The following is a 16641-nucleotide window of genomic DNA, read 5'->3' as shown; positions in this document are numbered from 1 at the left end:
TCAGCTCGCCGGCCTGAGGGTGGCGTAGTACCAGCTGGTGAGGGTCGAGGTGATGACCACGAAGACCGCATAGAGCGCGGCGGTCAGGAGCATCTGGTCCTGCTCGGCCCCGGCGGCGAAGGAAAGGCCGATGACAGTGATGGTAAGGGGGGCGTTCTGGATGCCGGTTTCAAGGCTGACGGTCTTGGCAGCAGTGAGGTCAAGGCCGAGGAAGCGCGCCAGCCAGAAGCCCGCCGCGAAGCCGCAGACGGAGAGCAGCAGCGTCGCAAGAAGCTCGCCGAAGGGGACGGCGAAGATCATCGCGCTGTTTTCGCGGAAGAAGTTGAGGATGAGCGCGGCGATCAGCACCATTCCGACCAGCGAGCCGATCCATTCGATCCAGGAGGCCGCCACGACGTTCCGCGCCCGGATGACATAGCCGATGGCGGCGGGAAGCGTCACGAGGATGAGGGTGACGGCAATGGAGGCGAAGGGGATCTCGACATCGCCGGTCAGGGCTTCGGTGGCGTAGATCGCGATGGCGAGCGGCATCAGGACGATGGCGGCAAGGGTCGAGGCGACGGTCATCGCGATGGACAGCGTCACGTCGCCCTTGGCCCAGTAGGAGAAGAGGTTCGAGGTCGTCCCTCCCGGCGTGGCGCCCAGCATGATGAGTGCCAGCGCCACAGGCGGCGGCAGGGCCAGCGCAAGCGCCAGCAGGAAGGCGATGAGCGGCATGAGGCCGAACTGGCAGAGCATCCCGACAAGGAAGGCGCGGCGGCGGCGGAGTGCCATGGCGATGTCGGTACGGTGGATCGTCGCCCCCATGCCCAGCATGATGACAAAGATCATCGCGGCCAGCATGGCCTGTTCGGCTGCCCCCAGCATGGTGTTCCCTCTTCCCCGGTCTCCCTGCGGCAGAGTGTGACGGAGCGTGGACCGTTTTCAATCCTTGCCGCTGCATGTGACGCAATGTCACCTGGCCTGAGGAAGGCAGAAGCCGGTCCCGCAGCAAGGAGTGCGGTCCTGACCGGGGGGAAACCCGCGGTGGCCGGAGCCTTCCCCTTGCAGCCCCCTGCGTTATGTTCCAAGGATGGCTCCGGCGCATATCGGGGCGCCGCTGGCGAAAGATGGACGTGCTGCGATGCTGGATCAGGCGATGAAACCGACCGAGGAGATTTCGGTCCGCGAAGTGTTCGGGATCGACACCGACATGCGCGTCAAGGGCTTTGCCGACCGCACCGACCGCGTGCCCGAGGTCGACCCGACCTACAAGTTCGACCCGGACACGACCTTGGCCATCCTCGCGGGGTTTGCCTATAACCGCCGGGTGATGATCCAGGGCTATCACGGGACCGGAAAGTCGACCCATATCGAGCAGGTCGGCGCACGGCTGAACTGGCCGACGGTGCGGGTCAACCTTGACAGCCACATCAGCCGGATCGACCTGATCGGGAAGGACGCGATCAAGCTGCGCGATGGCAAGCAGGTGACCGAGTTCCATGAAGGCATCCTGCCCTGGGCGCTCAGGAACCCGGTGGCGATCGTCTTCGACGAGTATGACGCGGGCCGCCCGGACGTGATGTTCGTGATCCAGCGGGTGCTGGAGCATGACGGGAAGCTGACGCTTCTGGACCAGAACGAGATCATTACCCCGCATCCCAGCTTCCGGCTGTTTGCGACCTCGAACACGGTGGGCCTTGGCGACACGACGGGCCTTTACCACGGGGTCCAGCAGATCAACCAGGCGCAGATGGACCGCTGGTCTCTGGTCGCGACGCTGAACTACCTTTCCCACGATGCCGAAGCGGCGATCGTGCTGGCGAAGAGCCCGCATTACAACACCGAGAAGGGCCGCAAGACCATCAGCCAGATGGTGACGGTCGCGGACCTCACGCGGACGGCCTTCATGAACGGGGACCTCTCCACGGTGATGAGCCCCCGGACGGTGCTGAACTGGGCGCAGAATGCCGAGATCTTCCGCAACGTGGGCTATGCCTTCCGGCTGACGTTCCTGAACAAGTGCGACGAGTTGGAGCGCCAGACGGTGGCCGAGTTCTACCAGCGCTGCTTTGCCGAGGAACTGCCGGAGTCGGCGGCCTCGATGGCGATGAAGTGACGGCTCGTAACAGGCGGGGGTCGGCATGGACCTTCGGCTGAAGGGCAGGCACTTCCTGATCACGGGGGCAACCCGGGGGATAGGTCGGGCAATCGCCGAAGGTTTTACCGCCGAGGGTGCTGACGTTTCCATCTGCGCGCGCGATGCCGAAGCTGTGGCCGGGGCCGTCACTGCCCTGCGTGGCGCGGGCGTGCGGGTCTTTGGGCGGGCGCTTGATGTGGCGGATGCCGAGGCCCTGACCTGTTTCGTCACCGATGCCCATGCCGAGATGGGGCGGCTGGACGGGCTGGTTGCCAGTGCAAGCCCGATGGCCTCGGGCCGCGGGATCGCGGATTTCGATGCGGCCTACCGCGTTGACCTGATGCATACCCGGGCGGCGGTCGAGGCGGCCTTGCCGCTTCTGGAGACGGGCGGCGCGATCACGGCAATCTCCTCGATTTCGGGGATCGAGGATTACGGGTTCGACGGCGTGTCCTATGGCACGATGAAGGCAGCACTCTTCTTCTACGTGAAGTCGCTTGCGCGGCACGTGGCCCCGCGGGGCATTCGGGCGAATGTGGTGTCGCCCGGCACGATCCTCTTTCCCGGCGGCTATTGGGACAAGGTCCGGCTGGATGACCCCGAGGGGTTCCAGGAGAACGTGGACTTCAACCCGATGGGCCGGATGGGCACGCCCGAAGAGATCGCCGATGTGGTTGTCTTTCTGTCGAGCCCGAGGGCCGGGTTCGTTTCGGGCGCGAATGTCGTGGTGGACGGAACCGCGACGATGCGCGTGCAGTCCTAGGGCAGCCCGGGCGCCCAGGGTGAGGTCCGTTCCGGAATGGCTGCAACGCAGGTCCGCTTGCGGACAGCCGAAGCATGAACGCCGCTCTCCAACAGAATTCCAAGTAAAGAGTTTTCATTCCGCCTTGAAAAAGTGCGATTCTGCGCGCCCAATGCTGAAATGGCGCGCGGTTTGGAAACTTTTCTGACGGCGATGGCTATGGGGTTTGGTGGCTGCGGCCCGGCCCTGGCCGATCCCCTTCTGCGCGAGTTTGCGGTCTGCGCGGGGCGTTATTCGGCGCTGGTGGAGCATCAGTGGCTGGTGGACGGCCCGCAATCGGAGGCTTCGGCGGGGACGCGGGACAGCCTTCTGGCGCTGGTCGAGGCGGTGGAAGGTCCGGGAATGGCGGCGACCGTGATGGGATGGCGCATCGAAGCGAAGGTGGCGCAGAAGGCGTTGCTGATGCAGGCGCATTTCGCGCGGGATGCCGTCGCCGAGAAGCGATCACGTGAGCTTTTGCAGGCCTGCGCGGCGCTGGTCGGGCAGGCCTGACGCAGTTTGCCTTTTGACCGCTCGTCGTCAACTTCGTCGCTCCTCGCGGGATAGAAACCGACGAGAAGACGAAGTCGCACGAGGAGGCGTGGTGGCTCAGGCTTTCGCAGGTTTCGCGGCAAGCGTGGCCAGTTCCAGAAGCACGCGGACCGCTGCCGCCATGTCCTGGGCCGAAATCCATTCCAGGGGGCCATGGATCATCTGCATGCCCGTAAAGATGTTGGGACAGGGCACGCCCTTCTCGGTCAGGCGGGACCCGTCGGTGCCGCCGCGGATCGGCAGGGCGAAGGGTTCGATCCCGGCAGCCTTGCAGGCGGCATGGGCGAGGTCGACGGGTGTCATGTCATCCTCGAGCCAGTAGCGCATGTTGCGATACTGCTCGGTGATCGTGCAGGTAATCTTCGCGCGCGGCTCACCGGCCTGAAGGGCGTCGCAGAGCTTTTGCAAAAGCTGGCCATGTGCGGCGAGTCCGTCGCGTTCGAAGTCGCGGAGGAAGATCTTCACCTCGGCCTCAGCGGCGTTGCCGGTCAGTTCGTTGAGATGGAGAAAGCCTTCGCGCCCGTCGGTCGTCTCGGGTGTCCGGGTGGCCTGCGGCAGGGCCGAGATGAGCTTGGCGGCAAGGTTGAGCGCGTTCACAAGCTTGCCCTTGGCCTGGCCGGGATGGATCGAAACGCCGGTGATATGGATCACGGCGGCATCGGCCGAGAAGGTTTCGTGCACCACCTCGCCCCGGTCGGCACCATCGAGCGTATAGGCGAAATCGGCGCCAAGGTCGGTAGGCAGTCGGGCATCGACACCGCGGCCGATCTCTTCATCAGGCGTGAAGGCGATGCGGATTTTTCCATGCGGGATCTGCGGGTTGGCCAGAAGATGCCGGGCAGCGGCCATGACGATGGCGACCCCGGCCTTGTCGTCGGCGCCAAGGAGCGTGCTGCCGGAGGCGGTGATAATGTCGTGACCGGTGCACTGGGCGAGGTAGGGGGATTCCGCGGGGGTGAGGACTAGGTCGGGTGCATCGGGGAAGGTAATCGGGCTGCCGTCCCAGGCTTTGACCACGCGGGGCTTGACGCCTTCGGCGGGAAAGCCGGGCGCGGTGTCGACATGGGCCAGCCAGCCCATCACCGGGGCCTGAACGCCAGCGGTCGCGGGGACGGTGGCAAGCACCACGCCATAGTCGGTCAGCTGCACCTCGGCCGCGCCGATGGCGGTCAACTCCTCGACCAGAAGATTGAGCATCCCGAACTGCCGCTGCGTGCTGGGCGAGGTCTTCGAGCCGGCTTCGGACTGACTGTCGATCGCGGCATAGCGGACGAGACGCTCGGTCACTTCGGCCGAGAAGTCGGGAGTGGTGTCGGCAGGCATGGGGGGCTCCGGGTGCTCGGGCGGCGCGACGGGCGCACCGTCCGACCAGCTTACCCGATGCCGCCCGGGGAGCAACAGGCGGCAGCAGTCGGCGGCGGGGGCGGGGCGAAACCCCGCCCGAAGAGGGTCAGCCGCGGGCGGCCTTGGTGGCGTTGGCCCACCAGAGCACGTCATCCAGCATCGCCTTCGCCGCCGGGGCGATGACGGCTTCGATGTCGGCCAGGTTGCCCGAGCCGCCGAAACCGGCATGGACCTTGAAGAAGTCCGAGCCGCCGATGCGGACGTTGTTTCGGGTGGGGACCATCTGAAGCTCCACGCCGATGTTCTGCAGGTGGCCAAGTGCGTTCGCGCCGCCCATCGAGCCATAGGAGATCGCACCGAAGGGCTTGCGGGCCCATTCGACATAGGCCTGGTCGAGCGCGTTCTTCAGGGCAGCGGTGATCGAGCGGTTGTATTCGGCAAGAACGAAGATGTAGCCGTCGAATTCGCCGACCTTCTTTTGCCAAGCGACAGCCGCGGCGCTTTGCGACGGGGCCCAGGCATTGGACGCGACTTCAGCGAAGAAGGGGAGCGGGTGGTCGCGCAGGTCTACAACCTCGACATCCATGTCGCCGCGGGCTTCGGCCTGGGCCTTGATCCACTGGGTGGGCAGGTCAGCAAAGCGGGTCGGGCGGGTGGAGGAGACGATGATCGCGATTTTCGGTTTGGCCATGATGGTATTCCTTGGGCAGGAGGTTGGTAGCTCGGTCATCCTTATCTGCGGGCAACCGGCCCCCCGCCAATTCCGCACCTTCGCGCCGGACCTGTGCATCGCCGCACGGGGCCGCTTGCCGATGGCCGCCGACGGTGCTTTATCTGGGGCATGAGCAAGCCCAGCGACAACCCCGCCGATCCGTTCAAGAAGGCCCTGGCCGAGGCCACCCGCACCATGGCGGATGACCCGGAGATGACGGTGACCTATTCGGTCGACCCGGCGGGAATGAATGCCGAAGGTGTGCGGCTGCCGCAGGTGAGCCGGCGGATGACGCGGGACGAGGTTCTGCTGGCGCGGGGCACGGCGGATGCCTTCGCGCTGCGCCGGAGATACCATGATGATGCGGTGGCGGCGCGCTATGCCCCGGTCGGGCAGCTGGCGCGCGACATCTTCGACGCGATGGAGAACGCGCGATGCGAGGCGGTGGGTGCGCGGGACATGCCGGGCACCGCCGGGAACATCGACGCCAAGATCGCCAACGAGGCGGATCGCAAGGGATATGGCCAGGTGACGCAGGCCTCGGAGGTGCCGTTGCCGGTGGCGGCGGGGTATCTGGTGCGGCAGATGGCGACGGGGCGGGATTTGCCGCGCGCGGCCGGGCATGCCGCCGACCTCTGGCGCGGGTTTGTCGAGGAACAGGCGGGCGTGACGCTTTCGAACCTTGATCATGTGCTGGCCGACCAGGCCGCCTTTGCGCGGCTGGCGCGGAAGGTGATTGCCGATCTCGGCTATGGTGACCAGCTGGGCGACGACCCGGATGCGCCCGAGGATGAGGCCGGGGACGACCAGGCCGAGGAAGATCAGGACGCACCCGAAAGCGCCGGAGAGGAGCAGGAGGAGAGCGACGACTCCGAGGCCAGCCCCGAGCGGAGCCAGGACGAGCAGCAGGACCAGTCCCAGGCGCAGGTCACGATGGAAGACAGCGCCGACATGGAGCAGGGCGACGAGGCAGAGCTGCCCGAGGGCGAGGCGCCGCTGGAGCCGCCACCCCCTGCCCCGCATTCCGACGCCGACCCGAACTACACCGTCTACACCACTGATTTCGATGAGGAAATCAAGGCGGAGGACCTGGCCGAACCGGCGGAACTGGAGCGGCTGCGGGCCTATCTTGACCAGCAACTTGAACCCCTGAAGGGCGCAGTCAGCCGGCTGGCCAACAAGCTTCAGCGCCGGTTGCAGGCGCAACAGAACCGCAGTTGGGATTTCGACAAGGAGGAAGGCATCCTTGATGCCGGGCGCCTGGCGCGGGTGGTGGCGAACCCGACGACCCCCTTGAGCTTCAAGTGGGAGAAGGACACCGAGTTCCGCGATACTGTGGTGACGCTTCTCCTCGACAACTCGGGCTCGATGCGGGGGCGGCCGATCAGCATCGCGGCCATCTGTGCGGATGTGCTGGCGCGGACGCTGGAGCGGTGCAGCGTCAAGGTGGAGATTCTGGGCTTCACCACGCGGGCCTGGAAAGGCGGGCAGAGCCGCGAGCGGTGGCTGGCGCAAGGCCGGCCGCAGGCGCCGGGGCGGCTGAACGACCTGCGGCACATCGTCTACAAGGCGGCGGATGCGCCCTGGCGGCGGGTAAGGCCGAACCTTGGGCTGATGATGAAAGAGGGCCTCCTGAAGGAGAACATCGACGGCGAGGCGCTGGAATGGGCGCATCGCCGGGCGCTGGCGCGGCCGGAGGCGCGGAAGATCATGATGGTGATTTCGGACGGCGCGCCGGTTGATGACTCGACGCTTTCGGTCAACCCGGCGAACTACCTGGAAAAGCACCTCCGCGACGTGATCGCGATGGTCGAACGCCGCCGCGCGGTGGAGCTGATCGCGATCGGCATCGGCCATGACGTGACGCGCTATTACCAGCGGGCGGTGACGATCACCGATGTGGAGCAGCTTGCCGGGGCAATGACGGAGCAACTGGCGGGCCTGTTCGAGGTCGACCCGAAGAAGCGTGCCCGGGCGGCGGCGGGATTGCGGCGGGCCGGGTAAGGGGAGCTTTCCGCCCCCCTTGTCACTGCGTTCCCAGGTCGTCGGCGTCTTGAACCAATGGCGACGCCGCCGACCTACCCCAATGATATCTGGGCAGAAAGGATGATGCCGGTGTTTCAAAGCTTTGAAAGCCAAGCCTCACCCGAGCAGGGGCCGCCGCGGCTGGCCGCCTTGCGGTCCCGGCTGCGCGAGATGGGGCTGGACGGCTTCCTTGTGCCGCGCGCCGATGTGCATCAGGGCGAGTATGTCGCGGCGCGGGACGAAAGGTTGCAGTGGCTGACGGGGTTCACCGGGTCGGCCGGGTTCTGCATCGTGCTGCCTGAAGTGGCAGGGGTCTTCATCGACGGGCGCTACCGCACGCAGGTGAAGGCTCAGGTCGACCTTGCGTCCTTCACGCCGGTGCCCTGGCCCGAGACGAAGCCGGGGGGGTGGATCCGGGAGCATCTGAAGTGCGGGACCATGGGTTTCGATCCCTGGCTGCACACGGCAGAGGAGATCGAGAAGCTTGAGAAGGCGCTTGAAGGGTCTGGCATAAACCTTTCACGAACATCAGAAAATCCGGTGGACCTGATCTGGGCCAATCAGCCGCCGGCCCCGGTTGGGAAGGTGTTCGTGCATCCCGAGACGCTTGCGGGCGAAGGACATGCCGAGAAGCGGGCACGGCTTGCCGGCGAGCTGAAAACGGCGGGACAGCGGGCGGCGGTGCTGACCCTGCCGGACTCCTTGTGCTGGCTTTTGAACATCCGGGGCGCGGATGTGCCGAAGAACCCCGTGGTGCACGGTTTTGCGATCCTTCACGCGGATGGGAAGGTCGACCTATTCTCGGACCCCAGGAAGTACGACGAGGCCGTGTTGGCGCATCTGGGGCCTGAGGTGTCGCTGCAGGCGCCGGACGCCTTCGTTGCGGCGCTTGGCGCAGTTGCCGGGCCGGTGCGGCTGGACAAGGGGTCTGCGCCCCTTGCCGTCGCCGATCTTCTGAACCGGGCCGGGGTCGAGGTTAAATGGGGCGACGACCCGTGCCGCCTGCCGAAGGCGCGGAAGAACCCGGCAGAGATCGCCGCGACGCGCGAGGCGCATCTGCGCGACGGGGCGGCGATGGCGGAGTTCCTGTGCTGGCTTGACCGCGAGGCGCCGAAGGGCGGCCTGACCGAGATCGCCGTGGTACAGGCGCTGGAAGGGTTCCGTCGGGCGACGAATGCGCTACATGACATCAGCTTCGACACGATCTGCGGCGCGGGGCCGAACGGCGCGATCATCCATTACCGGGTGACGACCGAGACGGATCGCCCCGTGCGGCAGGGCGAACTCCTTCTGGTCGATTCGGGCGGGCAATATGTCGACGGGACGACCGACATCACCCGGACGATTGCCATCGGCGATCCCGGCGATGAGGCGCGCGCGGCCTATACCCGCGTCCTGCAGGGGATGATCGCGATCAGCCGGGTGCGGTTTCCGAAAGGCATCTCGGGTCGCGATATCGACGCGCTGGCGCGTTATCCGCTGTGGCTGGCCGGGCAGGACTATGACCACGGCACCGGGCACGGGGTTGGCGCCTTCCTCAGCGTCCACGAGGGGCCGCAACGGATCAGCCGTCTGTCCGAGGTGCCGCTGGAGCCGGGGATGATCCTGTCGAACGAGCCCGGGTACTACCGGGAAGGCGCCTTCGGCATCCGGCTGGAGAATCTGATCGTGGTGGAAACCGCCCAAGAGCTGGGCGACCGGCGCGCGCAACTGGCGTTCGAGACGCTGACCTGGGTGCCTTTCGACCGCCGGTTGATCCTTGCCGATCACCTTTCGACCGGAGATCGCGACTGGCTGAACGCCTACCACAGGGCCGTGAAGGAAAAGCTTGCCACGCGGGTTTCAGCGCCTACGCTGGCGTGGCTGGAAGGCGCCTGCGCCCCGTTGTGAGGAGATATCGATGGCCGGCGACATCATCATCTCACGGATCCCCGAGACCGTGACGGTCGCGGTCGGCTCGACCTTGCTGGGGAAGAGCACCCGCGCCCTTGAGGTGAAGGAAGGTGCCTATCCGCCGGTGATCTACGTCCCCCGCGAGGATATCGACATGAGCCGCTTGGTCCGGACGAACCACAAGACCAGCTGCCCCTGGAAGGGACAGGCGAGCTATTATTCGATCAAGGGCGATTTCGCCAAGTTCGCAAATGCCGTCTGGTCCTATGAGACGCCGAAGCCCGAGATGGAGATCATCACAGGGCACCTTGCCTTCTACACCGACCGCGTCACAGTCACCCGCGGCTAGCCACCTCGCGGATACGGTCGACCATCGCGCGAAGCCCGTTCGACCGCTGGGCGCTGAGGTGATCGTTGAGGCCAAGCCGGGCAAGCTCGGCCGGGGCATCGACCTTGGCGACCTCGGCCACCGGAAGCCCGGCGTAAAGGGCATGGAGGACCGCGATCAGCCCCCTTACGATCATCGCGTCGCTTTCCCCCTGAAAGTCGAAGCGTCCGTCCGCGATCATGGGGCGGAGCCACACTTGGCTCGCGCAGCCCTGCACCTTCAGGGCGGGCACCTTGAAGCTGTCGTCAAGCGGCGGCATCGCCTTGCCAAGCTCGATCACGTGGCGGTAGCGGTCTTCCCAATCGTCGAGGAAAGCGAAGGTTTCAGCGATGTCTTCAAAGGCTTCGGTGGCCATGGTCCGCCCCTCCTGGATGGGGCTGAGGTAAGCGCAGGAAGACCAAAGGTCCAGCCCAGAGAAGCGCTTTTCAAAGCGCCCCCCATCGGCTACCCAAGGGACGACACATCAGGAACGCTGCCCATGCCCGCCCTTCGCCCCCTGTCCGTCCTAAGCCTCTGCGTCCTTATCGCGGGATGCGGCGGTTTTCGCGACAGCGGATGGAACCCGGCCAACTGGTTCGGCGGGTCCGAGCCGACTGAGACGGTCGTCGTGGTGGATGAGAATGCCGATCCGCGGCCCCTGGTCGAGACAGTGCTGTCGATGACGGTCGAGCCGATCCCCGGGGGGGCCATCGTGCGGGCGCGGGGCCAGACGCCGACGCAGGGCTGGTGGCAGGCCGTGCTTGTGCCGCTGGATATCGACGACCGGGGCGCGCTGGTCTATGAATTCCGGATCGAGCCGCCGCTGGGGGTCACGCCGACGAACACGCCACAGTCGCGCCAGGTTGACGTGGCGATCTACATCTCGGATTTTCGCCTGGACGGGGTGCGCGAGATCGTCGTGCAGGGCGCGACCAACGCCCGGTCGGCGCGCCGCTAACCATACTCCTCGTCGTTCGGCTGCGCCTTCTCCTCGCTGCGGCAGGGGATGGGTCAGAGGCGCACGACCCGCACCTCGTTGCCCTTGGCCGACAAGGCGATCTCGCCCTTGCAGAGGCGCGTCGCATCCTCGCCGAACGCCTCAAACCGCCAGCCCTTCAGGGCCGGCAGGTCGCGTTCGCCGGCGGCGATCAGATCAAGCTCGGCCGATCCGGCGATCAGGCGCGGGGCAACGCCCAGGCTTTCTGCCTTGGCCTTCAGAAGGACGCGCAGAAGGTCGGCCAGCGCCGGGTTCACCTGCATCTGGTCGCGCGGCTGGTCGATGCGCGGCATCTCTTCGGGGCGCATCTCGAGGCCGGCCTTCACCGCGGCAAGGATGCCTTCGGCGATCTCGGGCTTGCGGCCCTCACGCAAGAGAAGCCGTGAGCGGCCGAGTTCCTCGGGCGTCGTGGGGCGGGTCGAGGCAAGTTCGAGGAGCGCGTCGTCCTTCATCACGCGGCTGCGCGGCACGTTCTGGCCCTGGGCATAGGCCTCGCGGAACCGGGCGAGGCATTTCACCACCGCAAGGAAGCGGCCCGAGGTGGTGCGGGTCTTGATCCGCATCCAGGCGTCTTCGGGGTTGACGGTATAGGTCGCGGGGTCGGTCAGGATGGCCAGCTCCTCGGCCACCCATTCGGCGCGGCCGTTCCTCGCAAGCTGCCCGGAAAGCCATTCGTAGATCACCCGCAGGTGGGTGACATCGGCCAGCGCGTAGTCTTTCTGGGCGTCGCTGAGGGGACGATGCGACCAGTCGGTGAAGCGCGAGGTCTTGTCGAGATCGGCGCGGGCGATCTTCTTGACCAGCGTTTCGTAGCCGACCTGTTCGCCGAAGCCGCAGACCATGGCGGCGATCTGAGTGTCGAAAAGGGGCTTCGGGAAAACCCCGCCCTCGACGAAGAAGATCTCGAGGTCCTGGCGGGCAGCGTGGAAGACCTTGACCGTGCCTTCGTGGCGGAAAAGGTCATAGAGCGGTTCCAGCGACATCTCCGGCCCTTCGATCGGGTCGATCAGCACCGCCTCGCCTGCGCCGGGAAGTGCCGCCTGGATGAGGCAGAGGCGCGACCAGTAGGTGCGTTCGCGCAAGAATTCGGTGTCGAGGGTGACATAGGGCTGGGACTTGGCAAGCGCGCAGAAGGCGGCAAGGTCTTCGGTCGTGGTGATCGTGCGCATTGGCCGTCCTTTCGAGCCGCGGGTTCGTCCCGCACCTTTCCTATAGGCTTCGCGCCGAAGAATGGAAAGACCGTGGGTCCGACGGCAACCAAGGGGTCGAGTCAGGGCACGGCGGCGACAGCCGCATGCACGGGGATCGGCGTGTCTTCCGGCCAGTTTTCGGCCGGGGTCCGCGAAGGGTCGAGGCCGGATAAGACGGTCGCCGACCGCGCCAGCGCGACGGCGTGACGTGACAGGGCTTCGACGAGGGCAACCACCTTCGGAGCTTCTGCATCGGCACGGGTGACGATCACAGCAGACACCGCGAAGGTCGGCACGGTGGCTGTCTGGCCCGGATAGGAGCCGGAGGCAATTGACGTTGCGCGGTAAAGGCCCGTCGCTTCGATGCGTTCCCGCGCGGATGGGGAAAGGATCGGCACAAGCCGCGCGCCGCAGTCGGCAATGGCGCGGTTGACATTCGGGTCGGGGTGACCGGAGACCAGCGCCACCACTTCTATGCGACCCGCACAGAGTTCGTCGATGGCGGATGAAACGGGTAGCTCCGTGACCGCAGCGAAATCGGTCAGGGGCATCTCCGCCGCGTCGAGAATCCGCTCGACCGTGGCGCGCCGTCCCGATCCGGGCGGCCCGATGTCGATCCGTTCGGAGGCGAGGTTCACAAGGCCACCGGAGGGCGCAGTCGGCGCGGCGAGAATTGTCACGGTTTCGGAGTAGAGCATGGCGACGCCACGCAGATCGGCAACCTTGCCCGACAGGGCAAAAGGCCCGGTGCCTTCGGTTGCGGCTGTCAGCCAGTCTGACTGGACGATCGCAAAATCCACATCCCCCCGGCCAAGCGCCGTCAGATTGTAGACCGACCCCGGCGTCGCCTCGGGCGAGCACCGCATTACTCCGGGATGGTCGCGGTTCACTGCACGGCAGAGCGCGCGGGCAACCGCAAAATAGTTGCCCGCGACGTCACCGCTGGCGAGGCTGAAGAAACCGCCGGTTTTCAATCCCGCGACGGTGGCATTTTCGGCTTCCTGTTGCGCAAACAGGGGAGGAGCAAGTAATACTGCCGCAAGAAAGATGACTGCCCGCATGTTCCGTGTCCTCCTGTCCTGCCGGACATTGGACATGGCGGCGAGTCGCGCAACGGGAATCGCGCGGCGGACAAGATTTTGGTCGAAGCGACTTTGCGGGGCTGCGGGCGTGCCAGATTTTCTTTACGACATGCCGCGCAACGAAGTGGCCGCCTGGTTCAGTTTCGGCTCGATTGCAGTGGTGTTGCTGGGTCTGTTGGTACTGAAGCCCATCCTGCGGATTTTCGTGCGGGGCGACTCGACCACAAACGAAACGATCAGCATCAGCACGGCGAGCTTCAGCCTTTTCTACGGGCTGCTTCTCGGCCTTCTGACGGTTGCCGCCTACCAGAATCGTGACCGTATCCAGACGGCCATCCTGAACGAGGCGTCAGCAATCGGGGCGGTCTATTCGAGTGTGGCCTCCTATCCCGAGCCTTGGCGCACCGACCTTCGCGAGATGCTGCGCGATTACGTGCAATACACCATTCACCATGATTGGCCCGCGCAAAGCCAAGGCGTGATATCGCAGGGAGGAACCAACCGGATCAACGCATTCGGACAGTGGCTGGCACGTTTCGAGCCGGGAACTGCGGCGCAGCAGGCCCTGCATGGGGCCGCCGTTTCGTCCTTCGAATCGATGAAGACTGCGCGCCAGATGCGGCTGAACGGGGTGAACACCCGACTGCCGCCGGTCCTGTGGTATGCAGTGATGATGGGCGCCGCCGTTTCAGTGCTGGTGCTCCTGCTCATCCGCGCAAGACCGATGGCGCATTTCGTGCTCGCCTCGATCTCGACCTTCTTTCTGGGTGTGATCCTGTTCGTGATCCTTGCGCTTGACGCCCCCCTGCGCGGGCCCGAGGGGCTGTCAGCGCAGCCCTATGTGGACCTATGGAACCAGCAGATGGCCTGGGACGAGTTGCGAGGGTAGCGGATGGCAGAGTTTTCCGTCCGCGAAGTGGAAGGCATGCGCCAGATCAGGGTCGATCTGGCGGATGGGTCCTTCCGCGCTCGGCGTGGGGCGCTTTCGAACATGACCGGAGCGGTCGAGATGATCCCGCGGCTGCCCGGGCCGCTGGAATTCATCCGCTCGCTTTACAACGACGAGGCCCGCATCCGCCCCGAGTACCGGGGGACGGGCAGCGTGCTGCTTCAGCCTACCATGGCCGGCTATCACATGATGGACCTTGATGGCGAAAGCCGCTGGATCCTTGAACCGGGCGTCTACTGGGCCTCGGCGGGCACGATCCGTCTGGGGCTGGCGCGCGATCCGATCTGGACGTCGTTCTTCCTTGGCGATGGTTTCCTGAACTGGAAGACCTCAATCTCGGGCGTGGGTCGCGTGGTCTTGCGCACCCCTGGCCCGGTGCAGGAGGTCGAGGTCAATGACAGCGTCTTCCGCGCGCAGGGGCGGATCATCCTTGGCCGGACTGCCGGTCTGAAATTCGGAAGCGCCCTGCCCGCGCGTTGGCCGCGCAGCATGTGGTCCGGCCAGCAACGGCTGCGGAAGCTGACGGGGACCGGCAAGGTGCTGGTATGCTTCACTCCGTACTGGCGGAGCTTTCTTTACCAGCAGGCCACAGGGACCGACCTTGAACGCTCGCTCCTGGAATGAGCCTAACCGAGGAGGATCGGGGTCCGGTCGCCGGTCGCAAAGCGCCTCAGGACGGCCGGGTACAGGCGATGCTCCTGTCCAAGGACGCGGGCGGCAAGAGTTGCTGCCGTGTCACCCGGCTGGATCGGCACCCGGGCCTGACCAAGGATCGGGCCGGCATCGAGTTCCGCCGTGACTTCGTGGACGGTGCAGCCGGCCTCCTGGTCGCCCGCGGCAAGGGCGCGGGCGTGGGTGTGGAGGCCCGGATACTTCGGCAGAAGCGAGGGGTGGATATTCAGCATCCGGCCTTCATACCGGCGGATGAAGCCGGGGGTGAGAATCCGCATGAACCCGGCCAAGCACAGGATGTCGGGCCGGGCGGCATCGATATGGCGGGAGAGCGCGGCTTCGAAGGCTTCGCGGTCCTTTCCGAAGGGGCGGTGATCAACCGCGGCTACGGGGATGCCAAGGGGCGCGGCCTTCTGGAGCCCCCCTGCGGTCGGGTCGTTTGACGCGACAAGGACGGGTTCGGCATAGCCGCCCTGCCCCATGTCCCGCACCAGCGCCAGCATGTTCGAGCCACCCCCGGAGATCAGGATGGCGACGCGCTTCACAGGAGGCGGCCCTTGTAGATGACCCCCTGCCCTTCGACGATCCGGCCAAGGCGGGTGACAGTCTCGCCTTCGCCTTGCAGAAGCGCGGTCAGCGCGTCTGCACGATCTTCCGCCACGACAAGGATCATGCCGATGCCGCAGTTGAAGGTCTTGAGGAGTTCCGGTTCGGACATGTTCGCGGTCCGGGCCAGCCAGCGGAAGACGGGGGGCAGTTGCCAGGCCCCGAGGTCGATCTCGCAAGCAAGGCCATCCGGCAGGACGCGGGGCGGGTTCTCGGTCAGCCCGCCGCCGGTGATATGCGCAAGTCCGTGGACGCCACCTGCACGGACGGCGGCGAGGGCCTGTTTCACGTAAAGCCGGGTGGGGGTGAGAAGCGCCTGGCCCAGCGTGCCGCCCGAGAAGGGCGAGGCCGCGTCCCAGCCGAGGCCGGAAAGCTCCACCACCTTGCGCACGAAGCTGTAGCCGTTGGAATGGACACCGCTGGAGGCGAGGCCGAGCAGGACATCGCCCTTCGACACGTCGCGGGGAAGGTCCTGTCCACGTTCCATGGCGCCGACGGCAAAGCCCGCGAGGTCGAAGTCGCCCTTGTGATACATGCCCGGCATCTCGGCCGTCTCGCCACCGATGAGGGCGCAGCCCGAGGCTTCGCAGCCCTTCGCAATGCCGGTGATGATGCGGGTCGCCTGATCGACCTCCAGCTTGCCGGTGGCGAAATAGTCAAGGAAGAACAGGGGCTCGGCCCCCTGGCAGACAAGGTCGTTCACGCACATGGCGACAAGGTCGATCCCGATCGTGTCCACGTGGCCGGTGTCGATGGCGATCCGCAGCTTGGTGCCGACGCCGTCGGTCGCGGCGACGAGGATCGGGTCCTGGTAGCCGGCAGCCTTGAGGTCGAAAAGCGCACCGAACCCGCCAAGCCCGCCCATCACGCCGGGGCGGGCGGTGGCCTTGGCGGCGGGCTTGATCCGGTCGACCAGCGCATTGCCGGCATCGATATCCACGCCTGCATCCGCGTAGGTCAGACCGTTGTGCCCCTTCGCCATCGCCCGCTCCCTAGCTGCCCGCGGCCCGCATACGCGTTTCCGCAAGGCTGTGCAATAAAGCCCGAACGCTTGACCGCATCGGCGGTTCTGCTAGGCAAGCTAAGCTACGGGCCTGTAGCTCAATTGGTTAGAGCAGGGCGCTCATAACGCCTTGGTTGGGGGTTCGAGTCCCTCCGGGCCTACCAGCATACCCATACCCGGTTCCCTTCCACCCGGATCTTCCGAACACGGTCACGCGCCGGGATTGAGCAAGCCTGTCCCTTGCGCCCGAAGGTATGCCGCGCCTCTTTCACTCCCAGTCCTGCGAAACCGCCGGCCAGGCACGACTTTCCGGCATGGCACGCACCGCCAGGAACGAAGCAACGACCGG

17 protein-coding genes and 1 tRNA gene are annotated in these 16641 nt (G+C 65.9%); 10 read left to right on the top strand and 8 right to left on the bottom strand.

The features are described 5' to 3' along the window. On the bottom strand, positions 1-867 hold the full coding sequence (locus tag AC2D9V_RS12280; RefSeq protein ID WP_484714351.1) for a bile acid:sodium symporter: 867 nt from the start codon (positions 865-867) through the stop codon (positions 1-3). Positions 868-1123: 256 nt separating this feature from the next. Here AC2D9V_RS12280 and cobS point away from each other — a divergent pair, with 256 nt between their 5' ends. From cobS to AC2D9V_RS12265, 3 genes are all read left to right on the top strand, one after another. Then, positions 1124-2098, top strand: coding sequence for a cobaltochelatase subunit CobS (cobS, locus tag AC2D9V_RS12275; protein WP_484714497.1), 975 nt, complete (start codon positions 1124-1126; stop codon positions 2096-2098). Between the two features lie 25 nt (positions 2099-2123). Continuing rightward, complete coding sequence (locus AC2D9V_RS12270; protein ID WP_484714350.1) at positions 2124-2882, top strand: SDR family NAD(P)-dependent oxidoreductase; 759 nt, start codon at positions 2124-2126, stop codon at positions 2880-2882. A 159-nt stretch (positions 2883-3041) separates the two neighbouring features. Continuing rightward, positions 3042-3413 (top strand): hypothetical protein, encoded by a 372-nt coding sequence (locus AC2D9V_RS12265; protein ID WP_484714349.1) that lies wholly within the window; start codon positions 3042-3044, stop codon positions 3411-3413. A 96-nt stretch (positions 3414-3509) separates the two neighbouring features. Here the strand turns inward: AC2D9V_RS12265 and pepT are convergent, their stop codons facing one another. Together pepT and AC2D9V_RS12255 are read right to left on the bottom strand one after the other, a co-directional pair. After that, the gene (gene pepT / locus AC2D9V_RS12260) at positions 3510-4775 is read right to left on the bottom strand and encodes a peptidase T (RefSeq protein ID WP_484714348.1); all 1266 of its coding nucleotides are present in this window, start codon (positions 4773-4775) and stop codon (positions 3510-3512) included. Positions 4776-4902: 127 nt separating this feature from the next. Continuing rightward, positions 4903-5487 carry an NADPH-dependent FMN reductase gene (locus AC2D9V_RS12255; protein WP_484714347.1) on the bottom strand — a complete coding sequence of 195 codons (585 nt, stop codon included), beginning with the start codon at positions 5485-5487 and terminating at the stop codon, positions 4903-4905. Between the two features lie 150 nt (positions 5488-5637). Between AC2D9V_RS12255 and cobT the strand changes: the two genes are divergently transcribed. The 3 genes from cobT to AC2D9V_RS12240 all read left to right on the top strand — a co-directional run bounded on the left by cobT (position 5638) and on the right by AC2D9V_RS12240 (position 9775). After that, positions 5638-7512 (top strand): cobaltochelatase subunit CobT, encoded by a 1875-nt coding sequence (cobT, locus tag AC2D9V_RS12250; protein WP_484714346.1) that lies wholly within the window; start codon positions 5638-5640, stop codon positions 7510-7512. Between the two features lie 105 nt (positions 7513-7617). Then, the gene (locus tag AC2D9V_RS12245; RefSeq protein ID WP_484714496.1) at positions 7618-9423 is read left to right on the top strand and encodes an aminopeptidase P family protein; all 1806 of its coding nucleotides are present in this window, start codon (positions 7618-7620) and stop codon (positions 9421-9423) included. 10 nt (positions 9424-9433) lie between these two features. Further along, positions 9434-9775, top strand: coding sequence for a DUF427 domain-containing protein (locus AC2D9V_RS12240; protein ID WP_484714345.1), 342 nt, complete (start codon positions 9434-9436; stop codon positions 9773-9775). Here the strand turns inward: AC2D9V_RS12240 and AC2D9V_RS12235 are convergent. Then, positions 9762-10169 carry a SufE family protein gene (locus tag AC2D9V_RS12235; RefSeq protein WP_484714344.1) on the bottom strand — a complete coding sequence of 136 codons (408 nt, stop codon included), beginning with the start codon at positions 10167-10169 and terminating at the stop codon, positions 9762-9764. The two genes, AC2D9V_RS12240 and AC2D9V_RS12235, sit on opposite strands and share 14 nt — an antisense overlap. Positions 10170-10292: 123 nt before the next feature. Here AC2D9V_RS12235 and AC2D9V_RS12230 point away from each other — a divergent pair, with 123 nt between their 5' ends. Then, a complete protein-coding gene (locus AC2D9V_RS12230; protein WP_484714343.1) occupies positions 10293-10751 on the top strand; it encodes a hypothetical protein in 459 nt (152 codons plus the stop codon). Positions 10752-10804: 53 nt separating this feature from the next. On the opposite strand, the gene rnd is transcribed toward AC2D9V_RS12230, so the two are convergent. Then, entirely contained in the window at positions 10805-11959 is a 1155-nt protein-coding gene (gene rnd / locus AC2D9V_RS12225; RefSeq protein ID WP_484714342.1) for a ribonuclease D, read from the bottom strand. 101 nt (positions 11960-12060) lie between these two features. Continuing rightward, positions 12061-13041, bottom strand: a complete 981-nt coding sequence (locus AC2D9V_RS12220; protein ID WP_484714341.1) for a TAXI family TRAP transporter solute-binding subunit — start codon at positions 13039-13041, stop codon at positions 12061-12063. A 109-nt stretch (positions 13042-13150) separates the two neighbouring features. On the opposite strand from AC2D9V_RS12220, the gene AC2D9V_RS12215 reads away from it, so the two are divergent. Together AC2D9V_RS12215 and AC2D9V_RS12210 are read left to right on the top strand one after the other, a co-directional pair. Then, complete coding sequence (locus AC2D9V_RS12215) at positions 13151-13951, top strand: bestrophin-like domain (RefSeq protein WP_484714340.1); 801 nt, start codon at positions 13151-13153, stop codon at positions 13949-13951. A gap of 3 nt (positions 13952-13954) precedes the next feature. Beyond that, positions 13955-14635: an AIM24 family protein gene (locus tag AC2D9V_RS12210; protein WP_484714339.1), complete on the top strand. Its 681-nt coding sequence runs from the start codon at positions 13955-13957 to the stop codon at positions 14633-14635. Between the two features lie 2 nt (positions 14636-14637). Here the strand turns inward: AC2D9V_RS12210 and purN are convergent, their stop codons facing one another. Beyond that, on the bottom strand, positions 14638-15228 hold the full coding sequence (purN, locus tag AC2D9V_RS12205; protein ID WP_484714338.1) for a phosphoribosylglycinamide formyltransferase: 591 nt from the start codon (positions 15226-15228) through the stop codon (positions 14638-14640). Beyond that, on the bottom strand, positions 15225-16271 hold the full coding sequence (gene purM / locus AC2D9V_RS12200; RefSeq protein WP_484714337.1) for a phosphoribosylformylglycinamidine cyclo-ligase: 1047 nt from the start codon (positions 16269-16271) through the stop codon (positions 15225-15227). Before purM ends, purN begins: the two co-directional genes overlap by 4 nt. Positions 16272-16379: 108 nt before the next feature. Between purM and AC2D9V_RS12195 the strand changes: the two genes are divergently transcribed. Then, positions 16380-16456: transfer RNA gene (locus tag AC2D9V_RS12195), tRNA-Ile, on the top strand. Positions 16457-16641: the final 185 nt, after the last annotated feature.

This window comes from Tabrizicola sp. T46, assembly GCF_057219895.1.
Note: the sequence above shows the minus strand (reverse complement) of the source record. Positions and strands in the feature narration are given on the sequence as shown.